The organism is Paenibacillus sp. PCH8, from assembly GCF_002968835.1.
Lineage (GTDB): Bacteria > Bacillota > Bacilli > Paenibacillales > Paenibacillaceae > Paenibacillus.
The window spans coordinates 1,230,817-1,256,085 of the sequence record NZ_PKQK01000001.1 but is presented as its reverse complement, the minus strand read 5'-3'; the positions used below and the strand labels follow the sequence as shown (position 1 = coordinate 1,256,085).

29 protein-coding genes, 1 rRNA gene and 1 riboswitch are annotated in these 25,269 nt (G+C 45.9%); of the genes, 28 read left to right on the top strand and 2 right to left on the bottom strand.

Going from position 1 to position 25,269, the window contains the following annotated elements:
- The first annotated feature begins 51 nt into the window (after positions 1 to 51).
- Positions 52 to 168 (top strand): 5S ribosomal RNA (rrf, locus tag C0Q44_RS05670).
- A gap of 213 nt (positions 169 to 381) precedes the next feature.
- The gene (locus C0Q44_RS05665; protein WP_105406398.1) at positions 382 to 822 is read left to right on the top strand and encodes a hypothetical protein; all 441 of its coding nucleotides are present in this window, start codon (positions 382 to 384) and stop codon (positions 820 to 822) included.
- Between the two features lie 632 nt (positions 823 to 1,454).
- Here the strand turns inward: C0Q44_RS05665 and C0Q44_RS05660 are convergent.
- Positions 1,455 to 1,979, bottom strand: a complete 525-nt coding sequence (locus C0Q44_RS05660; RefSeq protein WP_105406397.1) for a hypothetical protein — start codon at positions 1,977 to 1,979, stop codon at positions 1,455 to 1,457.
- Positions 1,980 to 2,252: 273 nt separating this feature from the next.
- Here C0Q44_RS05660 and C0Q44_RS30070 point away from each other — a divergent pair, with 273 nt between their 5' ends.
- From C0Q44_RS30070 to rsmI, 13 genes are all read left to right on the top strand, one after another.
- A complete protein-coding gene (locus C0Q44_RS30070; protein WP_181150864.1) occupies positions 2,253 to 2,582 on the top strand; it encodes a hypothetical protein in 330 nt (109 codons plus the stop codon).
- 55 nt (positions 2,583 to 2,637) lie between these two features.
- A complete protein-coding gene (locus C0Q44_RS05650; RefSeq protein ID WP_062838106.1) occupies positions 2,638 to 2,823 on the top strand; it encodes a sigma factor G inhibitor Gin in 186 nt (61 codons plus the stop codon).
- Between the two features lie 252 nt (positions 2,824 to 3,075).
- Entirely contained in the window at positions 3,076 to 4,911 is a 1,836-nt protein-coding gene (locus C0Q44_RS05645) for an aminotransferase class I/II-fold pyridoxal phosphate-dependent enzyme (protein ID WP_146113429.1), read from the top strand.
- A 365-nt stretch (positions 4,912 to 5,276) separates the two neighbouring features.
- A complete protein-coding gene (locus C0Q44_RS05635; protein WP_105406394.1) occupies positions 5,277 to 5,705 on the top strand; it encodes a CidA/LrgA family protein in 429 nt (142 codons plus the stop codon).
- The gene (locus C0Q44_RS05630; RefSeq protein ID WP_105406393.1) at positions 5,675 to 6,367 is read left to right on the top strand and encodes an LrgB family protein; all 693 of its coding nucleotides are present in this window, start codon (positions 5,675 to 5,677) and stop codon (positions 6,365 to 6,367) included. Before C0Q44_RS05635 ends, C0Q44_RS05630 begins: the two co-directional genes overlap by 31 nt.
- A 210-nt stretch (positions 6,368 to 6,577) precedes the next feature.
- Positions 6,578 to 7,225 (top strand): dTMP kinase, encoded by a 648-nt coding sequence (tmk, locus tag C0Q44_RS05625; protein WP_105406392.1) that lies wholly within the window; start codon positions 6,578 to 6,580, stop codon positions 7,223 to 7,225.
- Between the two features lie 61 nt (positions 7,226 to 7,286).
- Positions 7,287 to 7,616 (top strand): cyclic-di-AMP receptor, encoded by a 330-nt coding sequence (locus C0Q44_RS05620; protein ID WP_017691391.1) that lies wholly within the window; start codon positions 7,287 to 7,289, stop codon positions 7,614 to 7,616.
- Positions 7,617 to 7,958: 342 nt separating this feature from the next.
- Positions 7,959 to 8,402, top strand: a complete 444-nt coding sequence (locus C0Q44_RS05615) for a YaaR family protein (protein ID WP_105407608.1) — start codon at positions 7,959 to 7,961, stop codon at positions 8,400 to 8,402.
- A 9-nt stretch (positions 8,403 to 8,411) separates the two neighbouring features.
- The gene (gene holB, locus C0Q44_RS05610) at positions 8,412 to 9,383 is read left to right on the top strand and encodes a DNA polymerase III subunit delta' (RefSeq protein WP_105406391.1); all 972 of its coding nucleotides are present in this window, start codon (positions 8,412 to 8,414) and stop codon (positions 9,381 to 9,383) included.
- Positions 9,384 to 9,500: 117 nt separating this feature from the next.
- Positions 9,501 to 10,301 carry a PSP1 domain-containing protein gene (locus C0Q44_RS05605; RefSeq protein ID WP_053778939.1) on the top strand — a complete coding sequence of 267 codons (801 nt, stop codon included), beginning with the start codon at positions 9,501 to 9,503 and terminating at the stop codon, positions 10,299 to 10,301.
- Between the two features lie 28 nt (positions 10,302 to 10,329).
- The gene (locus C0Q44_RS05600; RefSeq protein ID WP_105406390.1) at positions 10,330 to 10,698 is read left to right on the top strand and encodes an initiation-control protein YabA; all 369 of its coding nucleotides are present in this window, start codon (positions 10,330 to 10,332) and stop codon (positions 10,696 to 10,698) included.
- Between the two features lie 96 nt (positions 10,699 to 10,794).
- On the top strand, positions 10,795 to 11,574 hold the full coding sequence (locus C0Q44_RS05595; protein ID WP_105406389.1) for a tRNA1(Val) (adenine(37)-N6)-methyltransferase: 780 nt from the start codon (positions 10,795 to 10,797) through the stop codon (positions 11,572 to 11,574).
- Complete coding sequence (gene rsmI / locus C0Q44_RS05590; protein ID WP_105406388.1) at positions 11,575 to 12,459, top strand: 16S rRNA (cytidine(1402)-2'-O)-methyltransferase; 885 nt, start codon at positions 11,575 to 11,577, stop codon at positions 12,457 to 12,459. It begins immediately after the preceding gene.
- A gap of 290 nt (positions 12,460 to 12,749) precedes the next feature.
- Here the strand turns inward: rsmI and C0Q44_RS05580 are convergent, their stop codons facing one another.
- Entirely contained in the window at positions 12,750 to 13,004 is a 255-nt protein-coding gene (locus C0Q44_RS05580) for an AbrB/MazE/SpoVT family DNA-binding domain-containing protein (RefSeq protein ID WP_024633700.1), read from the bottom strand.
- A 317-nt stretch (positions 13,005 to 13,321) separates the two neighbouring features.
- Here C0Q44_RS05580 and C0Q44_RS05575 point away from each other — a divergent pair, with 317 nt between their 5' ends.
- The 13 genes from C0Q44_RS05575 to glmU all read left to right on the top strand — a co-directional run bounded on the left by C0Q44_RS05575 (position 13,322) and on the right by glmU (position 25,248).
- Positions 13,322 to 14,599 carry an HD domain-containing protein gene (locus C0Q44_RS05575; protein WP_105406386.1) on the top strand — a complete coding sequence of 426 codons (1,278 nt, stop codon included), beginning with the start codon at positions 13,322 to 13,324 and terminating at the stop codon, positions 14,597 to 14,599.
- A gap of 355 nt (positions 14,600 to 14,954) precedes the next feature.
- Positions 14,955 to 15,725 carry a TatD family hydrolase gene (locus tag C0Q44_RS05570; RefSeq protein ID WP_181150976.1) on the top strand — a complete coding sequence of 257 codons (771 nt, stop codon included), beginning with the start codon at positions 14,955 to 14,957 and terminating at the stop codon, positions 15,723 to 15,725.
- A 242-nt stretch (positions 15,726 to 15,967) separates the two neighbouring features.
- Positions 15,968 to 16,220, top strand: a riboswitch (cyclic di-AMP (ydaO/yuaA leader).
- 271 nt (positions 16,221 to 16,491) lie between these two features.
- A complete protein-coding gene (locus C0Q44_RS05565; RefSeq protein WP_105406385.1) occupies positions 16,492 to 17,676 on the top strand; it encodes a resuscitation-promoting factor in 1,185 nt (394 codons plus the stop codon).
- Between the two features lie 155 nt (positions 17,677 to 17,831).
- On the top strand, positions 17,832 to 18,377 hold the full coding sequence (rnmV, locus tag C0Q44_RS05560; protein WP_105406384.1) for a ribonuclease M5: 546 nt from the start codon (positions 17,832 to 17,834) through the stop codon (positions 18,375 to 18,377).
- Positions 18,378 to 18,381: 4 nt separating this feature from the next.
- On the top strand, positions 18,382 to 19,284 hold the full coding sequence (rsmA, locus tag C0Q44_RS05555) for a 16S rRNA (adenine(1518)-N(6)/adenine(1519)-N(6))-dimethyltransferase RsmA (protein ID WP_181150863.1): 903 nt from the start codon (positions 18,382 to 18,384) through the stop codon (positions 19,282 to 19,284).
- Between the two features lie 60 nt (positions 19,285 to 19,344).
- Positions 19,345 to 20,241, top strand: coding sequence for a sporulation peptidase YabG (yabG, locus tag C0Q44_RS05550; RefSeq protein WP_105406383.1), 897 nt, complete (start codon positions 19,345 to 19,347; stop codon positions 20,239 to 20,241).
- Between the two features lie 153 nt (positions 20,242 to 20,394).
- Entirely contained in the window at positions 20,395 to 20,670 is a 276-nt protein-coding gene (gene veg / locus C0Q44_RS05545; RefSeq protein ID WP_053778931.1) for a biofilm formation stimulator Veg, read from the top strand.
- A gap of 252 nt (positions 20,671 to 20,922) precedes the next feature.
- A complete protein-coding gene (locus tag C0Q44_RS05540; RefSeq protein WP_105406382.1) occupies positions 20,923 to 21,099 on the top strand; it encodes a small, acid-soluble spore protein, alpha/beta type in 177 nt (58 codons plus the stop codon).
- 149 nt (positions 21,100 to 21,248) lie between these two features.
- Positions 21,249 to 22,103 (top strand): 4-(cytidine 5'-diphospho)-2-C-methyl-D-erythritol kinase, encoded by an 855-nt coding sequence (gene ispE / locus C0Q44_RS05535; RefSeq protein ID WP_105407605.1) that lies wholly within the window; start codon positions 21,249 to 21,251, stop codon positions 22,101 to 22,103.
- A 97-nt stretch (positions 22,104 to 22,200) separates the two neighbouring features.
- Positions 22,201 to 23,028, top strand: a complete 828-nt coding sequence (gene purR, locus C0Q44_RS05530; protein ID WP_105406381.1) for a pur operon repressor — start codon at positions 22,201 to 22,203, stop codon at positions 23,026 to 23,028.
- Between the two features lie 188 nt (positions 23,029 to 23,216).
- Complete coding sequence (gene spoVG, locus C0Q44_RS05525) at positions 23,217 to 23,501, top strand: septation regulator SpoVG (protein WP_017691372.1); 285 nt, start codon at positions 23,217 to 23,219, stop codon at positions 23,499 to 23,501.
- A gap of 83 nt (positions 23,502 to 23,584) precedes the next feature.
- Positions 23,585 to 23,779, top strand: coding sequence for a hypothetical protein (locus C0Q44_RS05520; RefSeq protein ID WP_146113428.1), 195 nt, complete (start codon positions 23,585 to 23,587; stop codon positions 23,777 to 23,779).
- 77 nt (positions 23,780 to 23,856) lie between these two features.
- On the top strand, positions 23,857 to 25,248 hold the full coding sequence (gene glmU, locus C0Q44_RS05515; protein WP_374955091.1) for a bifunctional UDP-N-acetylglucosamine diphosphorylase/glucosamine-1-phosphate N-acetyltransferase GlmU: 1,392 nt from the start codon (positions 23,857 to 23,859) through the stop codon (positions 25,246 to 25,248).
- Positions 25,249 to 25,269 lie beyond the last annotated feature (21 nt).

Sequence of the window (25,269 nt, the reverse complement as noted above, 5' to 3'; positions counted from 1 at the left end):
AGCCGTGTCGGACCGAATGGAACGCGAACGCATTTGTACTACAAATGCTCGTTTGGTGGCGATAGCGGAGGGGTTCCACACGTACCCATCCCGAACACGACCGTTAAGCCCTCTAGCGCCGATGGTACTTGGACCGCAGGGTCCTGGGAGAGTAGGACGCCGCCAAGCGAAGAACCACTGCCGATGTTATTCGGTGGTGGTTTTTATTTGTTTACAAAACTTTAAATATTATGAGCAAAGGCTCTAACATGATCGTTATTTGAAGGTAACATTTTTGTTACGGATAACAGCGGTAAAACCAGTATAATAGGACTATGTTAAATATGCTAAAAGTACCTGACCACAGAGCTGGAATGTGCAGCTGTGAAAAGGAGGGTGTGTGTGTTAAGTTGGCGGAGACTTGGACTAAATTCGTTTCTGTTGCTTTGCCTGGCAGTTGTTCTGGCTGGATGTGGTGAAACTTCAGGATCTGTATGGACTTCATATGAGGGTGCGGTTAACGAGAGGAGTTTTCCGGTACCTAAAGTAGCGAATAAATCTGACCAATCTGAAAATAATTCAGATATGGATTATGTACGATATACACTGTCTGGTATTAGTGAAAGTACTAGCTTACCCGAGGTATATCTAAACGAGATCAAAAGCTGGGGTTGGACAGAGAGGCAAGCCAAGGGTGCAACCAATGAATCCAGTACCCTGCGTGTATTTGCAAAGGAAGGGCATACGGTACATTTAGCTGTACATGATGGTTCCTTTACACTGATGGTTCCTAGAAACGATGTTACTCAAACAACCATTAAATCTTTAGATGAAGATGATTGAGCTGCACCGAGAGTTTGGTATGATCAAAATTAACGCTGTGATGTCTCTTATATAGTAAAGCTCCCGTTTAAGTATCGGGGGCTTTTTGTTATGTGTGGTGAAATAGAGCTATATGGAGGGGGCAGAAGATGATACATATCAGGGCCAGTAAAAGGGCAGGAGTTGAAATACGAAGAGGTCTCCTTTTTCGCAAGTAGTCCTTAATATGGCTGTGAGCATAAGGAATTCTAGATCGACAGAAATAAGTATATAGAGTTCTTAAAGGACGGATGATATTGAACAACAATGGGGAAGGATCAGAAGAGTAGGCAGGGCTGAGCGAGGTATCGCTCAAGGGTGTAAGATCTGCAACATGACCCGAGTCGAGATATAAAGAAACAGAGGAAAAGGAGGAGAAAAACGAATTTGGCGTGGGGATAACCCGTGTAACTATACCCATACTGTGGATAAGGAATAAAATAGGCACGACAAATAAAGGTTATCCACTGTGGATAACCTTTATTTGAACATGTGAGACTAAGCCTTTCGTTGATGTACCAATCATGCTTATATATTGATATGTTTGAAGGGCGTAGCCATTATGTATTACAGGCAGGTGAAGGTACATTAAGCTATAAGGTAGAGGATAGTGTTTATTGCAGATAGTACGAAACGTCTTGCTCATTCAATTTGATGAGTCCGTCCTTACGCTCACGGGAGAGGACCGTTACAACATATAAGCGTGGCCCTAGTAACCACATATGCCAGAAGATCAGCGAGAGGGTGAAGGACAAAGGCGACCATATCAAGCATACAGTGATGATACAAAGTCCGATCCAGCTCATATTCAGGTGTACCCGGACAAACATGCGATAGCTGAAATGCTGATCAGGAATATAGCCTAACCAGGGCATACGCAGATTCCAGCGCCACCGTTTGGCATAAGAGGTACGGACCAGAAGTAATATGGTTCTGGCGATAACATAATGAATCCAGATAGTGAGTGGGCCTGCTAGTACAAAAAAGAAGAGGCTAGTCCAGGAGAATGCGATTAGATTGAATAAGAGCATAATGACGGGCAGACACAGATAGCTATAGATTACACTACGGGCGATAGACTTTTTTTTCAGAAGCCGGTATTGATAAAATGTTGCTTTATTCTCCGGTTCGGCGATCATACGGTATATATCCTCCTTCGGAATCACGTTCTTGTCTGGGGTAGGTATTCGTTTTTCGTACACCGTGTAAAAGGGAATGAATCATGTATGTATATGAGCATTTTGCATAAATCCCAAGAGTGACTTGTAATCAGCAAGATATAGATCGGAACGCTTCTGTTCGTCTATACGTTGGTTAGATCAGGATGCTTTTTCCTGTCCAACTCTTGTACCCGGGAGCGAGTAGAATCGAATGATGCAAAATGCTGATATATGAACCTTGTATGTCACGATATGACGATTGTACAAGATATTGAGATTCGACCGAGCTTATCTCAGTATACTCCCGAATGCACGGCCTGTCAGGCTATGATATCGTTATCATGTATTATATATCGGCTGAGATTCCAAGATTTTTTAAGAATATTGAATATAAGTTTTGAGTCAGGCCAATGGATACATAATTTAGAGGGGAAATACGATGAAATGCAGCAGATCTGTGTGGAACACAAGCAGGGAGAAGGTATTGTAGGAAGAATGAATGTATTTTTCGGTACAGACACCCAAGAGGGGGTAGGCGAATATATATACTTTATAGAAAGAAAGCACTATGAAAATGTTTAAAATAATAGAAACTGTGCAATACTGATAGTAAACGTAAAACAAGGTGGGATGGTTCATGGAAGAACATGCCGAACACACATGCATTATCTGCGAGCAACGAAAAAGAGAAGGCATTTTTATTGTATCTGAATTCATATGTGACACTTGTGAAGCAGAAATGGTTCATACCGATGCGCAGGATGCCAAGTACAATTATTTTATTAATCAGATGAAACAGATTTGGGTACAAAAAAACGCATAATGAATGTTGCCAATAGAAGAAGAAGCTAAAACATCGCAATGCTATGACGCTGATGTGTAGAGGCCCAGTGGGCCTCTTTCTGTTTTTAAGAGGAGAGATTGCTTGTCTGCCATCCCAGGAAGGCGTATGCTGATATAATAATATGGGACAATATGCAGCATAGCTTATGAAGGTAGTTAGGAACGGCGTTACTTGAAGTTGTAAACAATGGAAACGCACAAACTCACATTATATGTACAGGATGGTTACTTCATGGATCATAAAATTAAATTAAGTACAGCCCCTTTATATGAAGCGTTGCTTGCGTATCGTGATTCGAAGCAGCGTTCTTTTCATGTGCCTGGGCATAAGAATGGACAAGCTTATCGACATTTGGTAGAACAAGCGGAACTGTCTCCTGTTGAAGATACTAATAATAGTATCAATGAGGTAGACCAGCAGAACGTAGAGATACAGGACGATGCAGGACGACTGATTAATCAAGGGGTAGAGCATTCCAGTTCAGTGAAAGAACGTGGGGCTGATCTTGATGGGATTGAGAAACGAGTAGACAACGAAGATGTTCATCCAGAAATAGTTCTAGTACCCACGCGTTCATTTCTGGAGATGATGGAAATGGATGTTACGGAGATTACCGGCACCGATGACTTGCATCACCCTGAAGGTGTCATCAAGGAGGCACAGGAGCTGGCGGCAGATTGTTTTGGTGCTGAAGAGAGCTTCTTTCTTGTGGGAGGGAGTACGGTAGGCAATCTGTCGTTACTGCTCACGGTGTGTGATGAGCCAAACTGTATCGTATTGGTGCAACGTAATGTGCACAAGTCGGTTATTCACGGGTTGATGCTGGCAGGTGCAAGAGCTGTATTCCTGGAGCCGTGGGTTGATCCTGCGTCTGGACTTGCGGTTATGCCGTCGGTGGAGACGGTTCAGGCTGCTGTCCAGTCCTATCCTGAGGCAAAGGGCGTGCTAGTCACTTTGCCCAATTATTACGGCATGGGCGCTGATCTGACGCCTATAGCCAAGGTATGCCACGCTGCTGGCATGCCACTGCTCGTGGATGAAGCGCATGGCGCGCATTATGGGCAGCATCCGAAGCTGCCTGTCTCTGCACTGTCTTGCGGAGCAGACGGTGTAGTGCAGTCAACGCATAAGATGCTGACGGCGTTCACCATGGGTGCCATGCTGCACATTCAGGGACCACGGTTAAACCGGTCCCTGTTAAGGCAGCGCTTGGCCATGGTGCAAAGCTCAAGCCCATCATACCCAGTGATGGCTTCGCTCGATCTGGCGCGCCGCCTGCTGCACGTGCAGGGCGCGAACACATTCACGGCGGGGCTTGCCGCCGTGAATGCCTTTAAACGCGGCCTCGCGGAGCTGCCGCGCTTCCAGTTGCTGCAGCCAGCACAGCCGCTGCAGCAAGAGCCGCCAGCCGGAACAGCGAAGCCGGCTGGTATATCCGTGTCCGCTGCGCAGCGGACACGGGAGGGCCTGACCGCGGCGGCGATGCCATCTGCCGCGGGGTATACCGCTCAGGACCCGTTCAAGGCCGTCATCTATGACGGCGCAGGGGTGCTGAGCGGTTATGGGCTACAGCAGCAGCTGGAAGCATGCGGCTGTGTGCCTGAGATGAGCGACGAACGGTACGTCGTCTTGCTCTTCAGCCTTGGCTCTACGGTGCAGGATGCCCAGCACCTGTTGCAGGCTTTACACCATATCAGCTCTGCCAATAAGCCTGATGAGCAGGGCTGGTCTATTGCAGAGCATCCACAAAAGGTTACAAAAGAGCCCACACATTACATTTCCACGTGGAACAATTTTCAAGAAAACATTCCATATTCGGAACTAGTCTCCTTTACAATGAAACCCATTGTGGAGGCAGATACAATTGAGGTTCCGATTGAGGAAAGTGCGGGCTGTCGATCCGCAGAGATGGTTATTCCCTATCCACCGGGCATTCCTCTTATATATCCCGGGGAACGTATAAGTTCATCTATTGCAAAACGTATACAGCTTCTGCGGGATGAAGGAGCCAAATTTCATGGGGTATCTGATACTTCTCTAAAGGTACTAAAAGTCATGAAGGATTGAAAAGAACAAATGAAGATCTAAATTGCATTCACCAATGGGAAGTTCAGAAGACCAATATCGATAGCGATACCGGCCCCATATATGTGAGGGTCTCTTGGTCATTAATTTACTTGCTAAATCAGTTAAACCAATCATTTACAAGTAACGGAGAGGACAGAAAAAACCTGAAAAAGCGAAGCGAACGCTTAAAAGCTTTCTGGAAAGCTACATCGGAAGCATATGCTGATCCCCGGAATATCCCTTTCGGAAAGGGAATCAATACACACTTGGGACAGCGATTGGAAGGTTATTCTGTCATTGTAGTGTCTGTGTAAATAATCTTTAGTTGAACTTCTAAAGATAGACATAAGAAAGAAGGGACCACTTTGGGTATTCCGCTAAAAAAATATACAGGAATAGTCCTGCAGGTTTTATGGATGTATGGTTTTTACTGGATCGGTAACATGATTCAAGCTTTATTACATTTGCCTTTAACAGGTAGTATTGTAGGAATGCTGATATTATTTATCGCGATTCAACTGGGATGGATTAAAATGAGCTGGGGGGAGAAGGGTTCGAATTGGCTCCAATCTCATCTGCAATTGTTCTTCATCCCACCTACCGTGGGCATTATTAATCATTTTGATTTTTTTAGAGCTAACACCTTACTTTTGGTTCTTGGCTTGATCGTTAGTACCTTAATAACCTGTCTGATATCTGCCAAAATAAGTGAGTGGCTTATGGCATGGAAAGCATCGCATCAAGGCAAAAAGGAGGCGATCTCATGTCAGTATTCTTCTTCGGAATCGGAATGATTGTACTAACTTTGGCTACGTATGGTTCAGCTACTCAGCTATATAAAAGGTTAAAATGGCCGATACTTATGCCTGTACTTACATCTACTGCAATACTAATCCTGATCTTGGTGCTCTCCGGTATAAAGCTGGACACGTATATGCAGGGTGGTCGATGGATACAGGAGCTTCTGGGTCCAGCAGTTGTGTCGCTCGCATTTCCGTTGTCCAAGCATCTGCAAGTATTAAAGCAAAATATTCTACCCATTATAGGTGGAACAATCGGCGGCAGTATTGTGGGTGTAGTGACAGGTGCTTCCGTAGCCATAATGCTCGGTTATCCACGTGAGACGGTCATTGCACTTATGCCAAAGTCTGTGACCACACCTGTAGCGATTCAATTGGCTAATCAGGTTGGAGGCAACGCCTCTTTCACTTCGCTGTTTGTGATGATAGCAGGTTTCTCGGGCATCTTACTGGGGCCAATGCTGTTGAAATGGGCCAAAGTCCAAAGCAAAAATGCCTATGGAATTGGACTGGGTTCAGCATCTCATGCCCTTGGTATGGCAAGATCATTCGAATATGGAGAGAATGCGGTAGCACTCAGTTCGGTATCCATGATTGTCAGTGCCATTGCCGGATCGATTATGCTTCCATTGTGGGTATGGATCATCTACGGTTGATCTTTTTACTTCGTTGTTCATGTTGGAGTAACAGCTGACCTATAGTATTATAGAGAAACAAGCTAGTACCATTCGAATGGATCTATCCAGTAGATCAGAATATACACCTCTAGGCGGGCTATTTCATATCCTGAAGCAAGAGAGGTTCTACACACATATTCATTACAGCAGCAATAGATGCAATTATCGACATAGAAAGCAGGGAAGCTTATGCAGGGCAGAGGTAAATTCATTACGTTGGAAGGGGGAGAGGGCTCCGGTAAAACAACGATGATTGGTAGAATAGGTTCTTATTTTGAAGAACAGGGTATACCTTACGTAATTACGCGAGAGCCCGGCGGGATTGAGATTGCGGAGAAAATACGTGCGATTATCCTGGACCCTCTTCATACGGCAATGGATGCTCGAACCGAAGCGCTATTGTATGCAGCTGCACGCAGCCAGCATCTGGCGGAGAAGGTAGAGCCTGCACTGAGAGCTGGAAAAGCAGTGATCTGTGACCGATTTGTTGATAGCAGTCTTGCCTATCAAGGATACGCACGCGGACTCGGGATGGAGAATGTATGGGCCATTAATCGTTTTGCAATAGGTGACCTGATGCCGGATGTAACATTGTATCTCGACATCGAGCCTGAGGTGGGGCTTGCCCGAATCGATGCTCATGATGGCCGCGAAGTGAACCGTCTGGATCTGGAGAACCTGGAATTCCACCGTAAAGTACGAGAGGGTTACTTCCTATTAAAGGAGCAGTTCCCGGAACGGATCAGCGTTATCGATGCTTCCATGAAGCCGGATGAGGTTGTCGAAGCAATGATTTTGTCGCTGAAAATGGGGATTTTGAAGGATTTTGACGAGTAATTGTCTAATATATAGACAGGGCACTGGATAAGAGTGCTTATTCTAAAGGAGGTTATGCAGGATGAAACTGATTGTTGCGATTATACAGGATAAAGACAGCAACCGATTATCCAGCGCACTGGTTAAAGCGAACTTTCGGGCAACAAAGCTTGCCAGTACGGGTGGATTTTTGAAGGCAGGCAACACGACGTTTATGATCGGTGTCGATGATGGTCAGGTCGAGTCCGTAATGAACGTCATTCGCAGCAGCTGTAAGGTTCGTGAACAGCTCGTCACTCCAGTCACACCGATGAGTGGAACAACCGACTCTTACCTGCCGCTACCTGTTGAAGTTCAAGTAGGTGGAGCTACTGTATTTGTTCTCCCAGTAGATCGCTTCGAACATTTCTAAATAAACGTATTGCATAAATCCCATGAGCGTCTTTCATTACTGATAGCATGTTGGAAACGGATGATGCAAGAAGGATTATTCAGCGTTTGTGCGTACCGCTTATGAATCGCCTTTCTTGATAACAAGAATCGGCACACTCTTTCCGAAGGAGTATTTCTTCCTCTGGAGATGTATCATTTCGGAAAGAGTTTGACTACTAACAGTTCTTGATGACGATATTTATCTACCATTATATATAGAGTGTGAATCAGCATGATATGAAGGCCTCATCCTCACGCACAGGTGCACCGCGCACTGTGCTGATGGGCGATTAACCAACTATGAATGAAAGCGGGCGTATCCATGAAAATCAATCCTGGATTCAGACCGATGCAGAGCGGGATCAGTTCCACTGATTCAAGTTCCAAACCGGTTCAATCCAAAAATTTCTCTGATATGATGAATCACCAGGGGGAACGGGCCTCACAAGCTGAACTGAATCGCCGATTGAGTGAAATCCAGCTTCAGGGCGATCGCTTGTCACGTTCTATGACCATTCGTGAACTGAAGGCGTACAAGCAACTTGTCAAAAGGTTCCTAGAAGAGACCGTTCGTCGCGGTGTATCCATGAAAGAGACAAGGGGTTGGGATCGTCGCGGCAGAGGTAAGCGATATAAGCTGATTGATGAAATTGACTCCGCTCTGTTATCCATGGCCGATGAACTGCTGGATACAGAAGAAGGAAAAATCTCTTTATTACAACAAGTAGGGGAAATTCGGGGGATGCTTATTAATTTAAGCTTCTGAGGAGGAAGTATGTCCTTTCAACAGATTATGGGTCAACAGACGGCCAAGCAAATGTTACAGAGCAGCTTGAGACGTCAGGCAATAAGCCATGCGTATCTGTTCAGCGGTCCAGCGGGTAGCGGACAACGGAAGACGGCAATTACGTTTGCCAAGGCAATATTCTGTACAGAGCTTGATGATGACGCATGTGGACAGTGCCTTGAATGTCGCAAAGTGGAACATGGTAACCATCCGGATCTTACGATGCTTGCACCAGATGGAAACAACATTAAAATAGATCAAATACGGGATCTGCAGCGCATCTTTTCATACCGATCAGAGGCAGGACATCCCAAAGTATATATTGTAGAACAAGCCGAGAAAATGACGGTTCAGGCAGCAAACAGTTTGCTAAAGTTTCTGGAGGAACCACCGGTACCTGCAGTGGGCATACTTATTACAGATAATGGACAGGCCATGTTGCCCACGATCCGTTCCCGTTCCCAATTGGTGCCGTTCAGTGCACTGAATCCGGAGGAGATGTTGCAATCATTGATCGAGGAAGGGCACCCTGCCAATCTGGCTCGTTCTGCCGTCCATTTAGCGTCAGGATTGGAAGCATGTAGAGAAATTCTCCAGCAGAATTGGTTTGCAGAAATTAGAAACGTAATGTTACAATTAGGGAAGGAGTCCCTGGGTAGAGGAAGTACATCATTGATCTCTGCACAGCAGAAGCTTTTCAAAACCGGACTCTCTGAACACCTGGACATGATGCTTAGTCTGTTCCATTTATGGTTTAGGGACATGCTATATGTTCAGTACGATAGGCATGAACATATCGTTTTTATAGATCAGTTAGACATGCTGTCTCAGTTGGCACACACCCGGAGCACAGAGCAGTTGGTTTCCTATATGGATTTGGCCGCAGCATGCAGGAAAAAATTGCGATTTAACGTCAATGGCCAGCTTTGTCTGGAGCAATTTTTGATCGGTTTGGCATAAGACTGGGAGAGGGCAGCGTTAGTTCCAATCATATGCAAACGGTTATAACTTCGGCGGGTTCCCTAAGAAGACAGGGCTTCAGACGAAGTGGGGTTGGCTTACAAGGGGGTTAATTTTTTGTACAGTGTAGTGGGTGTCCGTTTCAAAAAAGCGGGCAAAATTTATTACTTCGATCCCCTGGACCTTCCCATTGAGAAAGAAAACTGCGTTATCGTGGAGACAGCGCGGGGGGTTGAGTACGGTAAGGTTGTCGTTGGTAAGAAGGAAGTGGGCGAGTCCGATGTGGTGTTGCCGCTGAAGAAGGTCATCCGCGTTGCGGGCGAAACCGATGCCCGTGTGGTAGATGAGAACAAGCGTGCAGCGAAAGAAGCATTTGGTACTTGTTTAAATAAAATCAAAGACCATGGCCTCAAAATGAAGCTGGTCGATGTGGAATTTACGTTTGATCGCAATAAAATTATATTTTATTTTACAGCTGAAGGAAGAGTCGATTTCCGGGAGCTGGTCAAGGATTTGGCAAGCATATTCCGCACACGAATCGAACTGAGACAGATTGGTGTACGGGATGAAGCGAAGATGCTTGGCGGGATCGGACCTTGCGGCCGCGTGTTGTGTTGTTCTTCCTGGCTGGGAGACTTTGAGCCGGTATCAATCAAGATGGCTAAAGATCAGAGCCTGTCACTGAATCCGACGAAAATTTCAGGGTTGTGCGGAAGACTCATGTGCTGTCTGAAATTTGAGCATGATAACTATGAAAGTGTGAGAGAAGAACTGCCGGCTGTAGGCAAATTGGTCGTCACCTCATTGGGTGAAGGAAAAGTTGTTGGAATTAATGCCGGTAGCCGCACAGTCCATGTTCAACTGTTCGACATCAGTAAAGTCAAAGAACTTCCGCTGGATGACGTCGTTATCAAGTAAACCATAAAGGTTGCTTCGGGGTGGAAACTTGGAAAAGAAAAATCTGTTTACGCACATTCATGAAATGGAAACCCAATTGGGTCAGTTGCACGGTGATTTAGGAGAGTTAAAAATGATTGTGAAGGAGCTGCTGGAGGATAATCAGCGGCTTACCATTGAGAATGAGCAGTTACGCAAACTGCTAAAGCGTGAGGCTCCGGCAGATCTGCCCATCTCCTCCGTACTCGCTCCCGTAGCAAGACCAGCAGGTCCAGCTACAGGTGAAGATGTCGTGGGTGAAGGGTATGATAATCTGGCCCGGCTGTATCACGAAGGCTTCCATATCTGCAACGTCTATTATGGGCATCTGCGGACGGAAGGCGATTGTCTGTTCTGCCTGTCTTTTTTGAATAAATGAAGTGACCGTAGGGATTCCCTACGGTTTTTTTTCAAGGTTACAAACCTGAATTAAAACAAACCAGAGATATAGAGTACCGGAGGATGAGCGTAACATATGACTGTAAACGAAGTAATGCTACAGGAGTCAGAGCGGATTGATGATCTGCTCTCACATGATCTGAGGATCATACAAAGTGATGAAGTATTTAGTTTTTCGATGGATGCCGTATTGCTCGCTCGGTTTGCATCTGTGCCCAAACGGGGTCGCGTGCTCGATTTGTGCACAGGTAATGGGGTTGTTCCCATTTTGCTTACAACACGTACGCAGGCTAGTCTGGAGGGAATCGAGATTCAGCCTCGTTTGGCTGATATGGCGCGTCGCAGCGTGCAATTGAATGCACTGGATGAATCAATTATGATTCGTGAAGGTGATTTGCGAGAACTGGTGAAAGAAACTGGCCACGCAGTATATGATGCAATCACGGTTAATCCTCCATATATGCCCTTGAATGGCAGTGATCTCAAGATGAACACACATCAGGCAATGGCACGTCATGAGATTGGATGTACTTTAGAGGAAGTGATACAGGCTTGTAGTCGACTCGTGCGTAATGGTGGTAAAGTATCCATGGTCCATCGTCCACAGCGCCTTGTTGAGATCATATCACTGATGCGTGAATATAAGCTGGAGCCAAAGCGGATTCGAATGGTACATCCTCGTGCTCATCTGGAAGCCAATATGGTATTAATTGAAGCGATGAAAGATGGTAAACCTGAAGTGAGGATGCTTCCTCCACTCATTGTCTACAATGATGAAGGAACCTATTGTGAAGAAATTATGGATATTTATTATGGACAGCAACAGGCTGAACGTACTACGGAAGGAGGAAAATAGATGGCATTGCATATTCAAAAAAGCTATGCGGAGCAGCCTGGAGATCCAGGTAAGCTATATCTGGTTGGAACACCCATTGGTAATCTGGAGGATATGACCTTCCGGGCCATCAAAACTTTGCAGAGCTGTGACATTATTGCGGCAGAAGATACTCGCCAGACCCGAAAACTGCTTACCCATTTTGAGATTACACCTTCTATGCTGTTTAGTTATCATGAGCATAATAAGGGAGCAAGTGGCCCTGAATTGATACGCTATATAATAGAAGGAAAAAATCTGGCACTCGTCAGTGATGCGGGACTGCCGGCTATTTCGGACCCAGGTTCTGACCTTGTACAGCTTGCACTGGAAGCCGGAATAACGGTCATTCCCATTCCCGGAGCCAATGCCGCGTTGTCTGCTCTGATCGTGTCCGGACTACCGACGGAGCGTTTCACATTCGGCGGTTTTTTGCCGCGAGAGAAAAAGGACATACGAAAAGTGTTGGAAGCTTTTGACGAATCCAACGGGACTTTGTTATTTTATGAGTCTCCTCACCGCATCCGAAAAACACTAGTTCATCTTGAAGAAATTCTGGGTGATCGTTCCATCGTTCTGGCTCGTGAATTAACCAAGCGTCATGAGGAATTTGCAAGAGGTAGTGTGAAGGAATGTATCGATTGGCTTGAAGAGCATCCGCCTCTTGGAGAGTACTGTCTGCTAGTGGAAGGGATTAAGGAAGAGGAGCGTAAAGCCGAGCGTGAAGCCTGGTGGCAGCTCATGTCGCTTGAGGATCATGTTAGTCATTATGAGGGTGAAGGATTAAGTCGTAAAGATGCGATGAAAAAAACAGCGGGGGATCGCGGTTTGACAAAGCGTGATGTATATAATGCTTTAATCGAGTAGCGGGTGAACCGGATGAGTGATCTTCTATAGATGGGGAAGAAAACGTGAAGAATCGTATTCCCAACCTTAAAGGAATATTAAAAAGGAACAGAGCGAGGAGAAAAAAAGTCACTAAAATTTTTCTCGCTCTCTCCGGGTTGGAGGATGACAGACATGAATGGGGTAATGGAACTCATAATAGGACAAAAAAAACCTCCACGATGAGTTCACACATCGGGAAGGCAATATGGAATATAAAAAGGTAGAAATAACAATTAGTATAAGTCCATTATACTTGATACCTGTAATTTTTATTTTGTCACAGGTGCAGGGATTTCGGAAATACATTCGTTACAAACGATTTTACCTTTGAAGTAAGTAACGTTCTCTGCATTACCACAGAAGATACAAGCGGGCTCATATTTTTTCAACATGATGCGTTCGCCGTCAACGTAAATTTCCAGAGCATCTTTTTCACCAATACCGAGCGTACGGCGCAATTCGATTGGAATAACTACCCGTCCCAGTTCGTCCACTTTTCTTACAATACCTGTTGATTTCATCATTATAATCAGTGCTCCTCTCAGCTAACTATTATTGTCATTATTCGACATTATTTTATGTTTTATGATACTCATCATACCAACGATTCCCAAAACAGTCAACCTTAAAATTAGCTTAAAATAAGGGCTGTTTTTCATAAGGTTACGGGTGGTAAGGGATTGCAAGCTATTTTTCGCATTTAAACACCCATGTCAGCTTTGTCGATTTGGAAAACCACAAAACTACGTTATTCGACAATATTCGTCAAGTTATGTCGAATCTACGGTGAATTACAAAGGTAAAAACGTTAATATAAAAGTAATTAAAGGAGTGAATCGACATGGAACAACGTTTAACGGAAGAGAAAGTGTTTAAAGATCCGGTACATAATTACATCCACGTGCAAGATCCGATTATATGGCAGTTAATCAATACGCCGGAATTTCAGCGCTTACGCCGAATTCGCCAGCTAGGCACTTCGTATCTTACCTTTCATGGAGCAGAACACAGTCGTTTCTCCCATTCACTGGGTGTCTATGAGATTACGCGCAAGATCATCTCTCAATTCGAACGAAGCCATTATTCGGATTGGCCGAAGGAAGAGAAGATTGTAGCTCTATGCGCAGCTCTGCTTCATGATCTCGGACACGGGCCATTTTCTCACTCGATCGAGGAAGCCTTTGACATGAATCACGAAGATTGGACTTGTCGCATCATTACAGGTGATACCGAGGTAGGGGCGATCTTAAAACGGTATGCTCCTGATTTTCCTGAGAAAGTGGCATCAGTGATTCAAAAAACGTATGAGCAACCAATCGTGGTCAATCTGGTGAGCAGTCCCCTTGATGCGGACCGAATGGATTATTTGCTCAGGGATGCTTATTTTACAGGAGTTAATTATGGAACGATTGACCTTGATCGTATCCTTCGCATGTTGCGTCCATATCATGGACGGATTGTAGTCAAGGAGTCGGGTATGCATGCGGTGGAGGATTACTTGATGTCCCGGTATCAGATGTATTGGCAGATCTACTTCCATCCGGTAACCCGAAGCTCTGAAATTATATTGCGACAAATATTCAAGCGGGCTAAAACACTCATACAGCAAGGGTTTCAATTCCGCTTCATGATCGATCCGTTGCCTCAATTATTTAATGGAGAACTATCGGTAGATGAATATTTGCAGTTGGATGAAGCCTTGATTCAGACAGCATTTATGCAGTGGCGCAAAGAGGACGATACTGTTCTGAGTGAGCTGTGTGAACGATTCATGGATCGCAAGTTATATAAGTATGTAGAACTCGAACAGATCGATGTGGCAAGAATTGAAGAGATTCGGGTAGCATTTGCCCAAGCAGGTCTAGACCCCGATTATGATCTTGAAATTGATTTTCCAACGGATAATCCGTATGATGTGTTTCGTCCGGATCAATCCACGGATAAGCAGATTCTTCTGCTTGATCGACAGGACAATTTACATGAGTTGTCAGAGGTATCCGACATTGTCCGTTCCATCAGTGGGCTCCACCGGGGAAAACACCATTTGTATTACCCGCAAAATAAGGTGGATGCGATTCTTCATGAATTACCGTCCCATATACGCCCCTATTTCTTGTAATGAGGATGGTGCAACTCCGTAAAGTTGGGTGAAAAGTTTTGATATCAAAAGACTTTCCAAAAGAGCTATTTTTCATGATACAGTAATCTGCTTTAATGGGGAGTATATGTAGATCGACATAATTTTGTAATCTGAGCATGTTCAATACAAATCAGAATGGGTAGAAATAGCAAGATATTGATAGGATTAACTACAGTTCTTCTATATATTGTACTGATGAAGTAATGAATGAAAGGATAAACACCACAAGGCAGGTTGAAAAAAATAAATGATGTGTACAACGTTATATTTCGTGATCAATAACAGGTAACCAAAAGAAGGAAGTCGTTGGTTCGACATGAAGGGAGTAATAAACATGATGCTGTTCGACACACACACACATCTGGATGCACCACAATTCGACGAGGACCGCGAGGACATGATTCAGCGTGCTGTGGATGCAGGGGTTGGTCGCATGATTAACGTTGGCTTTAACCGGGAGACCATTCCAACTACAATGAAGCTCGCTGAAACGTATGATTTTATATATGCAGCTGTAGGATGGCATCCTGTGGACGCCATCACGATGCAGGACGGTGACTTGGAATGGATTGCATCTTTGTGCAAGCATGAAAAGGTGGTTGCCATCGGGGAGATTGGATTGGATTATCACTGGGACACTTCGCCGAAGGAAGTGCAGCACCGCGTATTACGACAACAAATTGCGCTGGCTCGTGAAGTGAATATGCCAATTGTCATTCATAATCGCGATGCACATGAGGATATCGTCAAGATTTTGCGTGAAGAGAAGGCAGGCGAAGTAGGTGGCGTGATGCACTCGTTCTCCGGCAGCTGGGAAACAGCGAAGCAATGTCTGGATATGGGCTTCCATCTGTCCTTCGGAGGTCCCATCACATTCAAGAATGCAAAACAGCCAAAAGAGGTACTGGAAAAGGTTCCGATGGATCGATTTTTCATTGAAACCGATGCTCCATATTTGACACCTCATCCTTATCGTGGGAAACGAAATGAGACAGCGCATGTACGTCTGGTTGCAGAGGTAGCAGCGGAAATTAAAGGCATTTCGTTAGAGGAAATTGCTGCAATAACAACCAAAAATGCCATGGAACGATTTGGGATTCGTTAAAATATGGAGTAAATCAGGTGAAAAAGGAAGCTAAGTGGAGTTAATTTGCCCTTTGCCCCAATTAAATCGATAATATTACAATATTTTAACCAAATATTCAGCAAAACGCACTTGATCAACGCTTTACAACATGCATCAAAACAGGATATCATCTTTTCAGTGAATTGTTGTGCGGAAAATTGGACAGATGTTCGGGGGATGAACAAAAGGGACACTTTCCGATGAAACAACATTACTTTCATGAATCAGTCTCGCTGAGTCTCCGTTAACGGAGAGCGGGGGAACCAATAGGGCTCAAACATCGGCGTATTTGGCCGATGCGCATCGTTCGCTGACCCAAAAGCAGTGAAAGGATTTGCGAAGCCGTATTTGATTTCTTCTTTGGGTCTCGGGTGAATTCAAGGGCGTCCGCCATGAGCGGGTGACCTAAGATAGGGCGGCTCTCTTTCGCCCGAACCCGACAGCTAACCTCGCAAGCGGAAAAAGAGAGGCAACCTCGTGCATGAATTTCCGATATTCAGAATCATTCGGAAGCCACGAAAGAGTTCCTCTTACACTCTTTCTTTGGCTTTTTTGTTTTTGAATAAAAGAAATGTTGTCATCATACGGTAGGTATTCAGGAGGATGGCATCATGTTGCGAAGAGGGGTTCATGGTGCAGAACCGGTCATTTGGTCTGATCTGTGTTCTGTAGAAAATTTGGTATAGTCACGTCAAAGACATCATGCGTTACTTTAGACGGCGAGGCTATGAAGGAGGACGGAGAAGTGGGCACATTCCAACCAGAAGAGACCCATGAGTCACGATCATCCAGTAAGTCTTTCGCGTTGCGGTGGAAGCATGAGAACATGCGTCAAATGGCATTGATCGCGATTTTCTCAATTGCGCTTACAATCATGATCTTGTTAGTCGTTTACGGTCAGGCCGGGAAACAAATTTCACTGGTTATTGATGGCAAAGCTCAGGTGGTAGAGACTCGTACAGGAATGCTTCAGGAAATGCTGGAGGAGCAGTCAATCACAGTCAGCCCTCACGACAAGGTATCCATGTCCATGAACGGGGCAATTACAGATGGAGACCGAATCGTTATTGAGCGGGCCGTCCCAGTTAACATTACGGCAGACGGAGACACCAAGACTCTGTATACAACCGATTCATCGGTACAAGATGCAATTCAAAAATCAGGTATTCAGGTTGCAAGTAATGACAAGGTGTATCCAGCGCTAGGATCTGCAGTCAAAGCGGATATGAAGATCCGTGTAGTGCGGGTAACAAAGCGTACAGTGAAAGTGGAACAACCGATTGCTTACAAAGTGATCAAAACGGCTGACCCTAGCTTATATAAAGGGGATAACCGTGTCGTTATAAACGGCAAAGAAGGCACCATCGTACAACATATCGAAAAGGTATTTCAGGATGGAGAATTGGTCTCCAAAAAAATGGTCGGCAAATCGGTCGCGAACAATCGCGTTGATAAGGTTATTGCTGTCGGCACCAAAGCAAAACCGGTCGTAAAGGCGCCTGAGATTCAGACCGTATCGGCTCAGACTTCAACAACAAAAAAGGCAACAACCACGAACTCGAAGAAAACCTCTGCCTCGGGCAGCAAAGTAATTACCGTATCCGGGAATTCATTCAAATATTCCAAAGTACTCAAAAACGTATCCATGACTGCCTACTCTTCCGAAGAGCCTGGCATTGGTACGAAAACAGCTTCCGGTACTCGTGTAACGGAAGGGCGCACCATAGCGGTTGATCCCAAAGTCATTCCAATTGGCTGGTGGGTATATATCGAGGGGCTGGGCTTCCGCCGTGCGGAAGATACAGGTGGTGCCATTAAAGGCAACAAGATTGATGTATATTATGACAGTGTGAAGCATGCCCTGAATTTTGGACGCAAGAAAGGCAAGACGGTCTACGTGATCGGTCCGGTGAAGCCGGAAGCGAACTAAAATCGTTTTACTTTGAAATGGGAATGCTATAAAATAGTTGCATGAATGATTCATGCGGAATATGCGGCGGGGGAGTCTGAATTCAGTCTCGCCCGCCGTTTGGCAGAGAAGAGGATATTCCTCTTCTTTTTGCGTTAGAAAGGAAGAAATGGAACATGATAAAAGAAGTCATTGTGGTGGAAGGCCGTGACGACACAGTAGCCATCCGGCGGGCTGTGGAAGCCGATACCATAGAAACAGGTGGATCAGCCATCAATCAACGCATTCTCAAGCGGATCGCGCTTGCTCAGGAGAGACGGGGAGTCATCGTACTAACAGACCCGGATCATGCTGGCGAACGCATCCGTAAAATTATTGCGAACAAAGTACCTGGCTGTAAACATGCCTTCATCCCGGAAGCCGATGCAACGCGCAAAGGTGACATCGGAGTTGAGAACGCCTCACCGGAGGCGATTAGGCACGCTCTGGCACGCGTACATACTTCATACGAGGGTACTCCGAGCCTGATTGATTGGGAGGACCTGATCGCAGCAGGGCTTATTGTACACCCGCAGGCGGCTGCACGTCGCATGGAGATGGGCAATCTGCTGGGTATTGGATATTGTAACGGCAAGCAGTTCTACAAACGCCTGAGTGTATTTCAGATTACACGGGAAGAGTTCTCCACAGCATTAGCGCAAATTGAACGTGAAGGATTGTGAGCATATGAGGGACATGGAAGAAACGATAGAAATTGCAACGCCCAAACGAACCAAAGAGATTATTCAAAGACACGGATTCTCATTCAAGAAAAGTCTGGGTCAGAACTTTCTGATTGATCAAAATATATTAAACAAGATCGTTAACGCAGCTGATTTGGATGAGTCCAAAGGAGCACTGGAGATTGGTCCGGGTATTGGAGGACTCACAGAGCGATTGGCACGGGTAGCTGGCCCTGTCACAGCGGTAGAGATTGATCAGCGATTGATCCCGATCCTGGGAGAAGTGATGGAGCCTTATCCGAATGTACGTGTTCATCATGGGGATGTGTTGAAGCTTGATCTGGCTGAGTTGTTTAAGACGGATTTTGCATCCGTGGATAAAGTCAGTGTCGTGGCTAACCTGCCTTATTATGTAACGACCCCAATCATGATGAAACTGCTGGAAGAGAAGCTGCCGGTAGACAGCATTGTAGTTATGATCCAAAAAGAAGTGGCTGAACGCATGGCGGCTGCACCGGGGTCCAAAGACTACGGCAGTCTGAGCATCGCAGTTCAGTATTACAGTATGCCGGAGCTGGTGTGTATTGTGCCGCCTACGGTCTTCATTCCGCAACCGAATGTGGAATCAGCTGTTATCAAGCTGAAGGTGCGTGAGCAACCGCCAGTGGAGATTCCGGATGAAGCACACTACTTCGAAGTGGTACAGGCCTCTTTTGCCCAGCGAAGAAAAACAATCTCGAACAATCTGAAAGCCCGCTTCTTCACCAAGGAGAACAGGGGACAGGCAGATCAGTTGCTGGAGCAGGCGGGTATTCAACCTTCCCGGCGTGGAGAGACATTAAGTCTGCAGGAATATGCCACACTCAGCACGGTGATGTGGGAAGCGGGAGTACGCGCTGCGCTGTAAAATTCGAATGAACCAATCCGGGTCTCTGCCCATACGATGGGGGTAGAGGTGATTACGTTGATGAATATCGGAGACTTGGTCGTTCGGAAGTCATACGGCGGCGATGTGACTTTTCGGGTGGAAGGCCTCCAGTTGGATGCTGCGGTCATTAAAGGGACCGAGTTCCGGCTGCTTGCCGATTCCCCGGTGAACGATCTGATACAGGTTCCCTACGAACCCCAAAGCGCCAAGACCAGACAGGCGCATATTAAAGCACATCAGACCCTTTCACGCCTGCAGCAGAATCGCATGGAACAGGCAGAGCGGAATCGGGAAGGTCTGGTGCAGGAGTGGGCTACCCAACAGGAACCTGCTTATTTTGAAATGCCTGGTAAGGTGCTTCATCTGGATGGAGACCCAAATTATTTGAAAAAAAGCATGGATCTCTATGAGCAACTTCGTGTTCCCGCTGAGGGACAATATGTTCATGAATCGGCAATGGCAGATACCTTATATCGGTTATTACCCAAAGTACGCCCGGATATCGTGGTGATCACCGGTCATGATGGGGTACTAAAGACACGTCAGCCCTATGACTTATATAGTCTAGGTAGCTACAAGAACTCGCAAAATTTCGTAGCAGCCATTCAGGTGGCAAGACAGTATGAACGTCATCTGGACGCACTCACCATTGTGGCGGGGGCCTGTCAGTCCCATTTTGAGGCACTGTTGCGCGCTGGAGCGAACTTTGCCAGTTCTCCGGGCAGAATCCTCATTCACGCACTTGATCCGGTCTATGTGGCAGCTAAGGCAGCCTTTACGTCCGTTCGGGAAACGGTCAACATGAGTGATGTTCTGCACAATACCATCAGTGGTAGCCAGGGTGTGGGTGGTGTGGAGACACGGGGAAGTTACCGGGTAGGTTTGCCAGGGCTGAATGATTTATCCACGTTAAAAGTGAACCCATCGGCTGTCTGATGTAGGCCATTTAAAGTCCCAATTCGGGGCTTTTTTTATTTGCAAAAAAAATTATTGACAACAACTTTTTGATGCTGATATAATAATTAGTTTTGATTTGACAATGACTGTAAAATCCGGTATAATGGACAAGAAAAGAGGTGGTCGTCGACAATGGCTAAAAACACGCTGTTGGATATCAAACGCAATCTCGACGCACATATTGGTCAGAAAATTATGTTGCGGGCTAATGGTGGCCGCCGTAAGACCATTGAGCGTACGGGTGTATTGGAAGAAACGTACCCTTCTGTTTTTATCGTCAAGCTTGATGAAGAACAAGAAACCTTCAAGCGAGTATCTTATAGTTATGCGGATATACTTACGGAATCGGTGGAAGTCATGGTCTTTGACCCGGGCAGCCAAACGCATAGCTCCTACATGGAGACGTAAGGATCGTTTTACAGGCGATTCGCCCCACAAGGCGGATCGCTTTTTTATATTTGCTCCAATTCGTCCATTCGCCTTCAAAGGATAACGATACATCCACAGGAATGAGCGAGGAACGGTCGCGGCATACTATTTGGACAGGTGAAGGGAAGTTTCTAAAGCTATATAGGAAACTGAACTTGGCCTGGGACCAAGTTGTCCAAAACGTGAACGGACTCATCACATCATGACAGATACTTTGGAGGAGGATGGTTCATGAGTCGGAGAAGAAGAAGTGTAATGTCAGAGGAACTGAAGAATGAGCTGGCGAAAGACCTGGGTTTCTATGATACGGTCCAACAGGAAGGTTGGGGCGGAATCAAAGCCAAGGATGCAGGAAACATGGTGAAACGAGCCATTCAACTTGCTGAACAGGCTGCGCGCAAATCTTAATCCGGTTCAATCAGATTGGAAAGCGGGGCAATTCGTCAGAAATAACCCCGCTTTTTCCCCATAGATGTGGAATACAAATGACTTGACAGCCCCATTTTGATATAATATGTTAAGTTGTCTTAGGGAAAAGGTGAGGACGGGTGAACGCCTTGAAAATTTACGAAAAAGCGCCTGCTAAAATTAATTTGATGTTGGACGTTTTACATAAAAGAAGCGATGGATTCCATGAAGTTGAAATGATTATGACCATGGTCGATCTGGCTGATCGGCTGGAAATGTCGGAACTGCCGCGAGATACCATTTTCATCTCCAGTCAGGCGGGCTACATCCCGCTAGATGAGAAGAATTTGGCTTTTCAGGCAGCCAGACTCATTAAGGAGCGCTACAACGTGCGCACCGGAGTTCATATTCATCTGGACAAAAAGATTCCAGTTGCAGCTGGACTTGCCGGGGGTAGCAGTGATGCAGCAGCAGCTCTGCGTGGATTAAACCGTCTGTGGCGGCTCAATATACCAGATCACGAACTGCAGGAGCTTGGAGCCGAACTAGGATCGGATGTTCCGTTCTGTATTACTGGAGGGACTGCGCTCGCCACAGGCCGTGGTGAACAGCTGACCCCCATACCTAATCCGCCGCAATGTTGGGTTATATTGGCCAAGCCTCCCATTAATGTGTCCACAGCTGATGTATACGGACGGTTCCGCAGTGACAAGATTGTTCGGCATCCGAGCGCGTCCAAAATGGAGCAGGCTATTCGCAACCAATCATTTGCGGAAGTATGTGACCACATGGGCAATGTGCTTGAAGATGTAACGTTGAAGCTGTATCCGGAAGTTCAGCATCTGAAAGATACCATGATTCGGTTGGGTGCAGATGGGGTGCTGATGTCTGGTAGCGGTCCAACGGTATTCGGGCTGGTCTCTAAAGAATCGAAGGTTGCCCGGATATACAATGGTCTGAGAGGTTTCTGCAAAGAAGTGTATGCAGTACGTATGTTGACGTAAAATTCGCTTTTATAATGTACAAACACGTATAAAGATGGTATATTCTTAAATAATTATTCGGATTTGGATGTTTCCGTGATCGTGAGGATGGATCTCTGTGAAGAAGTTAAAACGAAGCGCAAGGCTGGTTGACATGACGCAATACTTATTGTCCAGACCGCATACGGTTATTCCGCTCACCACATTTGCCGAACGTTATGGTGCCGCTAAGTCTTCAATTAGTGAAGATTTGGCGATTATCAAAGAAGTGTTCGAAGAAGGTGGGTCGGGAGAACTGCATACACTGGCTGGAGCAGCCGGGGGAGTGAGATGGATTCCGAAGGTATCCCGAGAATTGGCACTGGCATTTGCGGAGCGACTCTCGACCCAGCTCGCACAATCTGATCGGATACTGCCTGGAGAATACCTGTACATGTCCGACTTGCTTGGACAACCCGCATTGATGAATGAAGCCGGCAAGATCTTTGCAACGGCCTTTGGTAATATGAATATTGATGTGGTTATGACAGTAGAAACCAAGGGAATACCACTGGCTTATGCGACTGGAGCCCAGCTCAACCTGCCTGTTGTGCTCGTACGCAGGGACCATCAGGCTACAGAAGGATCGGCCGTAAGTATCAATTATGTATCAGGGTCCCATAAAAGTCTGCATACCATGTCCCTGTCTCGCAGGGCGATGCGTGAGCATTCCAGAGTTCTTATTGTGGATGACTTTATGAAGGCTGGGGGTACGGTTCAAGGAATGATCGATCTGTTGGCTGAGTTTAATGCTACGGTAGCCGGGGTAGGGGTATTGGTGGAATCTGGTTCCGTAGATTCAGAAGAACGCCTGCTAACAGATTACGTATCTCTCGCGAAGCTGACAGCGGTTGATGCCAAGAGCAGACACATTTCCGTCAAGCCTGGCAACTATTTTGACCTGTAGAAAGATGGCGAATACCATGTCGGGAAAAGTTCTTTTTCATCGACCTGGCACTAACATTGTCGAATTGTGTATTAAATAAAAAAATTCCTGAAATTAGGAAATTTTTGTGGTTATAAAAAGAAGGAGTTCGTATAGGCTGTGTGGAATTATACACCAAGTTCTGATGGAAAAAGGTGGTGAACACACACATGCAAATTACGGATGTCAGACTCCGCCGTGTTAACTCGGAAGGGAGAATGAAGGCTATCGCATCCATTACCATCGATAACGAATTCGTCGTTCATGACATTCGTGTCATTGATGGTAACAACGGAATGTTTGTTGCTATGCCGAGCAAACGGACTCCTGACGGAGAGTTTCGTGATATCGCCCACCCGATCTCTTCCGGTACTCGTGAGAAGATTCAGGCAGCAGTTTTGACTGAATATGATCGTGCAGCAACTGAGGAAGAAGTCATTGAAGAAGGTGCCTGAGAACATTATTGGGGTTCGAAGGAAAAGAGAGCCATGTCTTATGGCTCTCTTTTCTTTTTGACCGGAATAAGATATATTCAGTATTGAGTTTATTAGCAGAGAATAAAAAGCGCAACGTGCGCTTGGTGGCAGGGCGGCATCTTAGGAATCATTGGGATTCGGTTAAGCTCGCAGGTACACGGCGTATACATATAGGTCACGAGTCGGTAGTGTCCGCGTTGTTACGTGTGATTACAGAGACAGCAGGCGATGAACAAGACTGGCTTGAAGCCGGCTGAACGATACTCATTGGATATAGACAAGCAATGCATTTCAATGGGATTTTCAGAACAGGAGGTCGTGAATCTTGAAACGAATGGCAATCGTTCTTGCCGCAGGGCAAGGGAAACGAATGAAATCAAAATTGTACAAAGTACTGCATCCCGTATGCGGTAAACCTATGGTTGGACATGTGCTGGATGCAGCACTCAGCGCAGGCGTTGAACGCAGTGTTGTTGTAGTCGGTCATGGTGCCGAAGCGGTGCAGTCCTTTTTGGGTTCCAGAGCGGAGTATGCACTCCAGGCTGAACAACTGGGCACAGGTCATGCCGTGAAGCAGGTTAAATCCTTGTTTGGCAGCGAAACAGGCTCTACGATTGTGGTCTGTGGAGATACACCACTCGTGACCAGTGAGACGTTGGAGGGTCTGATGAAGCTCCATGAGAGCAGCGGAGCAGCAGCAACAGTTCTTACGGCCCAGTTGGACAATCCCAAAGGGTATGGCCGCATAATCCGCGGAGAAGATGGGTCTGTACAACGAATCGTGGAACAAAAGGATTGCACGGAGCAGGAAGATGCTGTGAATGAGATTAACACAGGCACATACTGTTTTGATAATGCAAAATTGTTTGCTGCCCTGGAGAAAGTGACGAACCAGAACGTTCAGGGAGAGTATTATCTCACAGACGTGGTTGGCATTTTCCGCAATGATGGAGAAGTGGTGGAGGCGTATATGTCGGATGACATCGCAGAATCCATCGGGGTAAACGACCGACTTGCACTTTCGCAAGCTGAAGCCTTCATGCGTGAACGTCTGGCTGTACGCCATATGTTGAACGGTGTTACGATCATCGATCCGACATCGACATATATCGGTGCGGATGTTACGATTGGAGCAGATACGGTGTTGTATCCGGGGACGATCCTCAAAGGCACAACTTCCATCGGTGAAGCATGTCATATCGGTCCTCAGGCAGATGTGGAAGACAGCGTTATTCAGGATGGGGTTGCAATCAAATATTCGGTGGTATCTAACGCCGAGGTTGGTGCTGATGCAACGGTAGGTCCATTTGCCAATTTGCGTCCAGGTACCAAACTGGGTCGAAACGTAAAAATCGGTGACTTTGTTGAAGTGAAAAATGCTACAATTGATGAAGGATCCAAAGTATCTCATCTCAGTTATATCGGGGATGCCAAAGTAGGGAAAAACGTAAATGTTGGATGTGGGGCAATAACTGTCAATTATGATGGTTATAATAAAGCTGTGACAACGATTGAAGATGATGCCTTCGTAGGTAGCAACGTCAATCTGATTGCACCGATTACGGTAGGAAAAGGCGCTTATGTGGTTGCTGGCTCAACCGTTACCCATTCCGTTCCCGAGAATGATCTGGCTATTGCTCGTCCACGTCAGGAGAATAAACCTGGTTATGCGGAGAAGATTCGCGGACGTGCCAAAGCCAAGAAACAAAATAACAAACCCGAATAAGGGGTTTTGATAATCATTGCC

Coding starts and splice junctions, on each gene's coding strand:
- C0Q44_RS05650 (WP_062838106.1), top strand. CDS start 2,638: ATGGAAGAACATGCCGAACACACATGCATTATCTGCGAGCAACGAAAA.
- spoVG (WP_017691372.1), top strand. CDS start 23,217: ATGCAAATTACGGATGTCAGACTCCGCCGTGTTAACTCGGAAGGGAGA.
- C0Q44_RS05570 (WP_181150976.1), top strand. CDS start 14,955: ATGATGCTGTTCGACACACACACACATCTGGATGCACCACAATTCGAC.
- rnmV (WP_105406384.1), top strand. CDS start 17,832: ATGATAAAAGAAGTCATTGTGGTGGAAGGCCGTGACGACACAGTAGCC.
- rsmA (WP_181150863.1), top strand. CDS start 18,382: ATGAGGGACATGGAAGAAACGATAGAAATTGCAACGCCCAAACGAACC.
- tmk (WP_105406392.1), top strand. CDS start 6,578: ATGCAGGGCAGAGGTAAATTCATTACGTTGGAAGGGGGAGAGGGCTCC.
- yabG (WP_105406383.1), top strand. CDS start 19,345: ATGAATATCGGAGACTTGGTCGTTCGGAAGTCATACGGCGGCGATGTG.
- C0Q44_RS05540 (WP_105406382.1), top strand. CDS start 20,923: ATGAGTCGGAGAAGAAGAAGTGTAATGTCAGAGGAACTGAAGAATGAG.
- C0Q44_RS05620 (WP_017691391.1), top strand. CDS start 7,287: ATGAAACTGATTGTTGCGATTATACAGGATAAAGACAGCAACCGATTA.
- rsmI (WP_105406388.1), top strand. CDS start 11,575: ATGGCATTGCATATTCAAAAAAGCTATGCGGAGCAGCCTGGAGATCCA.
- C0Q44_RS05630 (WP_105406393.1), top strand. CDS start 5,675: ATGTCAGTATTCTTCTTCGGAATCGGAATGATTGTACTAACTTTGGCT.
- C0Q44_RS05575 (WP_105406386.1), top strand. CDS start 13,322: ATGGAACAACGTTTAACGGAAGAGAAAGTGTTTAAAGATCCGGTACAT.
- C0Q44_RS05580 (WP_024633700.1), bottom strand. CDS start 13,004: ATGATGAAATCAACAGGTATTGTAAGAAAAGTGGACGAACTGGGACGG.
- veg (WP_053778931.1), top strand. CDS start 20,395: ATGGCTAAAAACACGCTGTTGGATATCAAACGCAATCTCGACGCACAT.
- glmU (WP_374955091.1), top strand. CDS start 23,857: ATGGCAATCGTTCTTGCCGCAGGGCAAGGGAAACGAATGAAATCAAAA.
- C0Q44_RS05595 (WP_105406389.1), top strand. CDS start 10,795: ATGACTGTAAACGAAGTAATGCTACAGGAGTCAGAGCGGATTGATGAT.
- C0Q44_RS05660 (WP_105406397.1), bottom strand. CDS start 1,979: ATGATCGCCGAACCGGAGAATAAAGCAACATTTTATCAATACCGGCTT.
- C0Q44_RS05615 (WP_105407608.1), top strand. CDS start 7,959: ATGAAAATCAATCCTGGATTCAGACCGATGCAGAGCGGGATCAGTTCC.
- C0Q44_RS05645 (WP_146113429.1), top strand. CDS start 3,076: ATGGATCATAAAATTAAATTAAGTACAGCCCCTTTATATGAAGCGTTG.
- C0Q44_RS30070 (WP_181150864.1), top strand. CDS start 2,253: ATGACGATTGTACAAGATATTGAGATTCGACCGAGCTTATCTCAGTAT.
- holB (WP_105406391.1), top strand. CDS start 8,412: ATGTCCTTTCAACAGATTATGGGTCAACAGACGGCCAAGCAAATGTTA.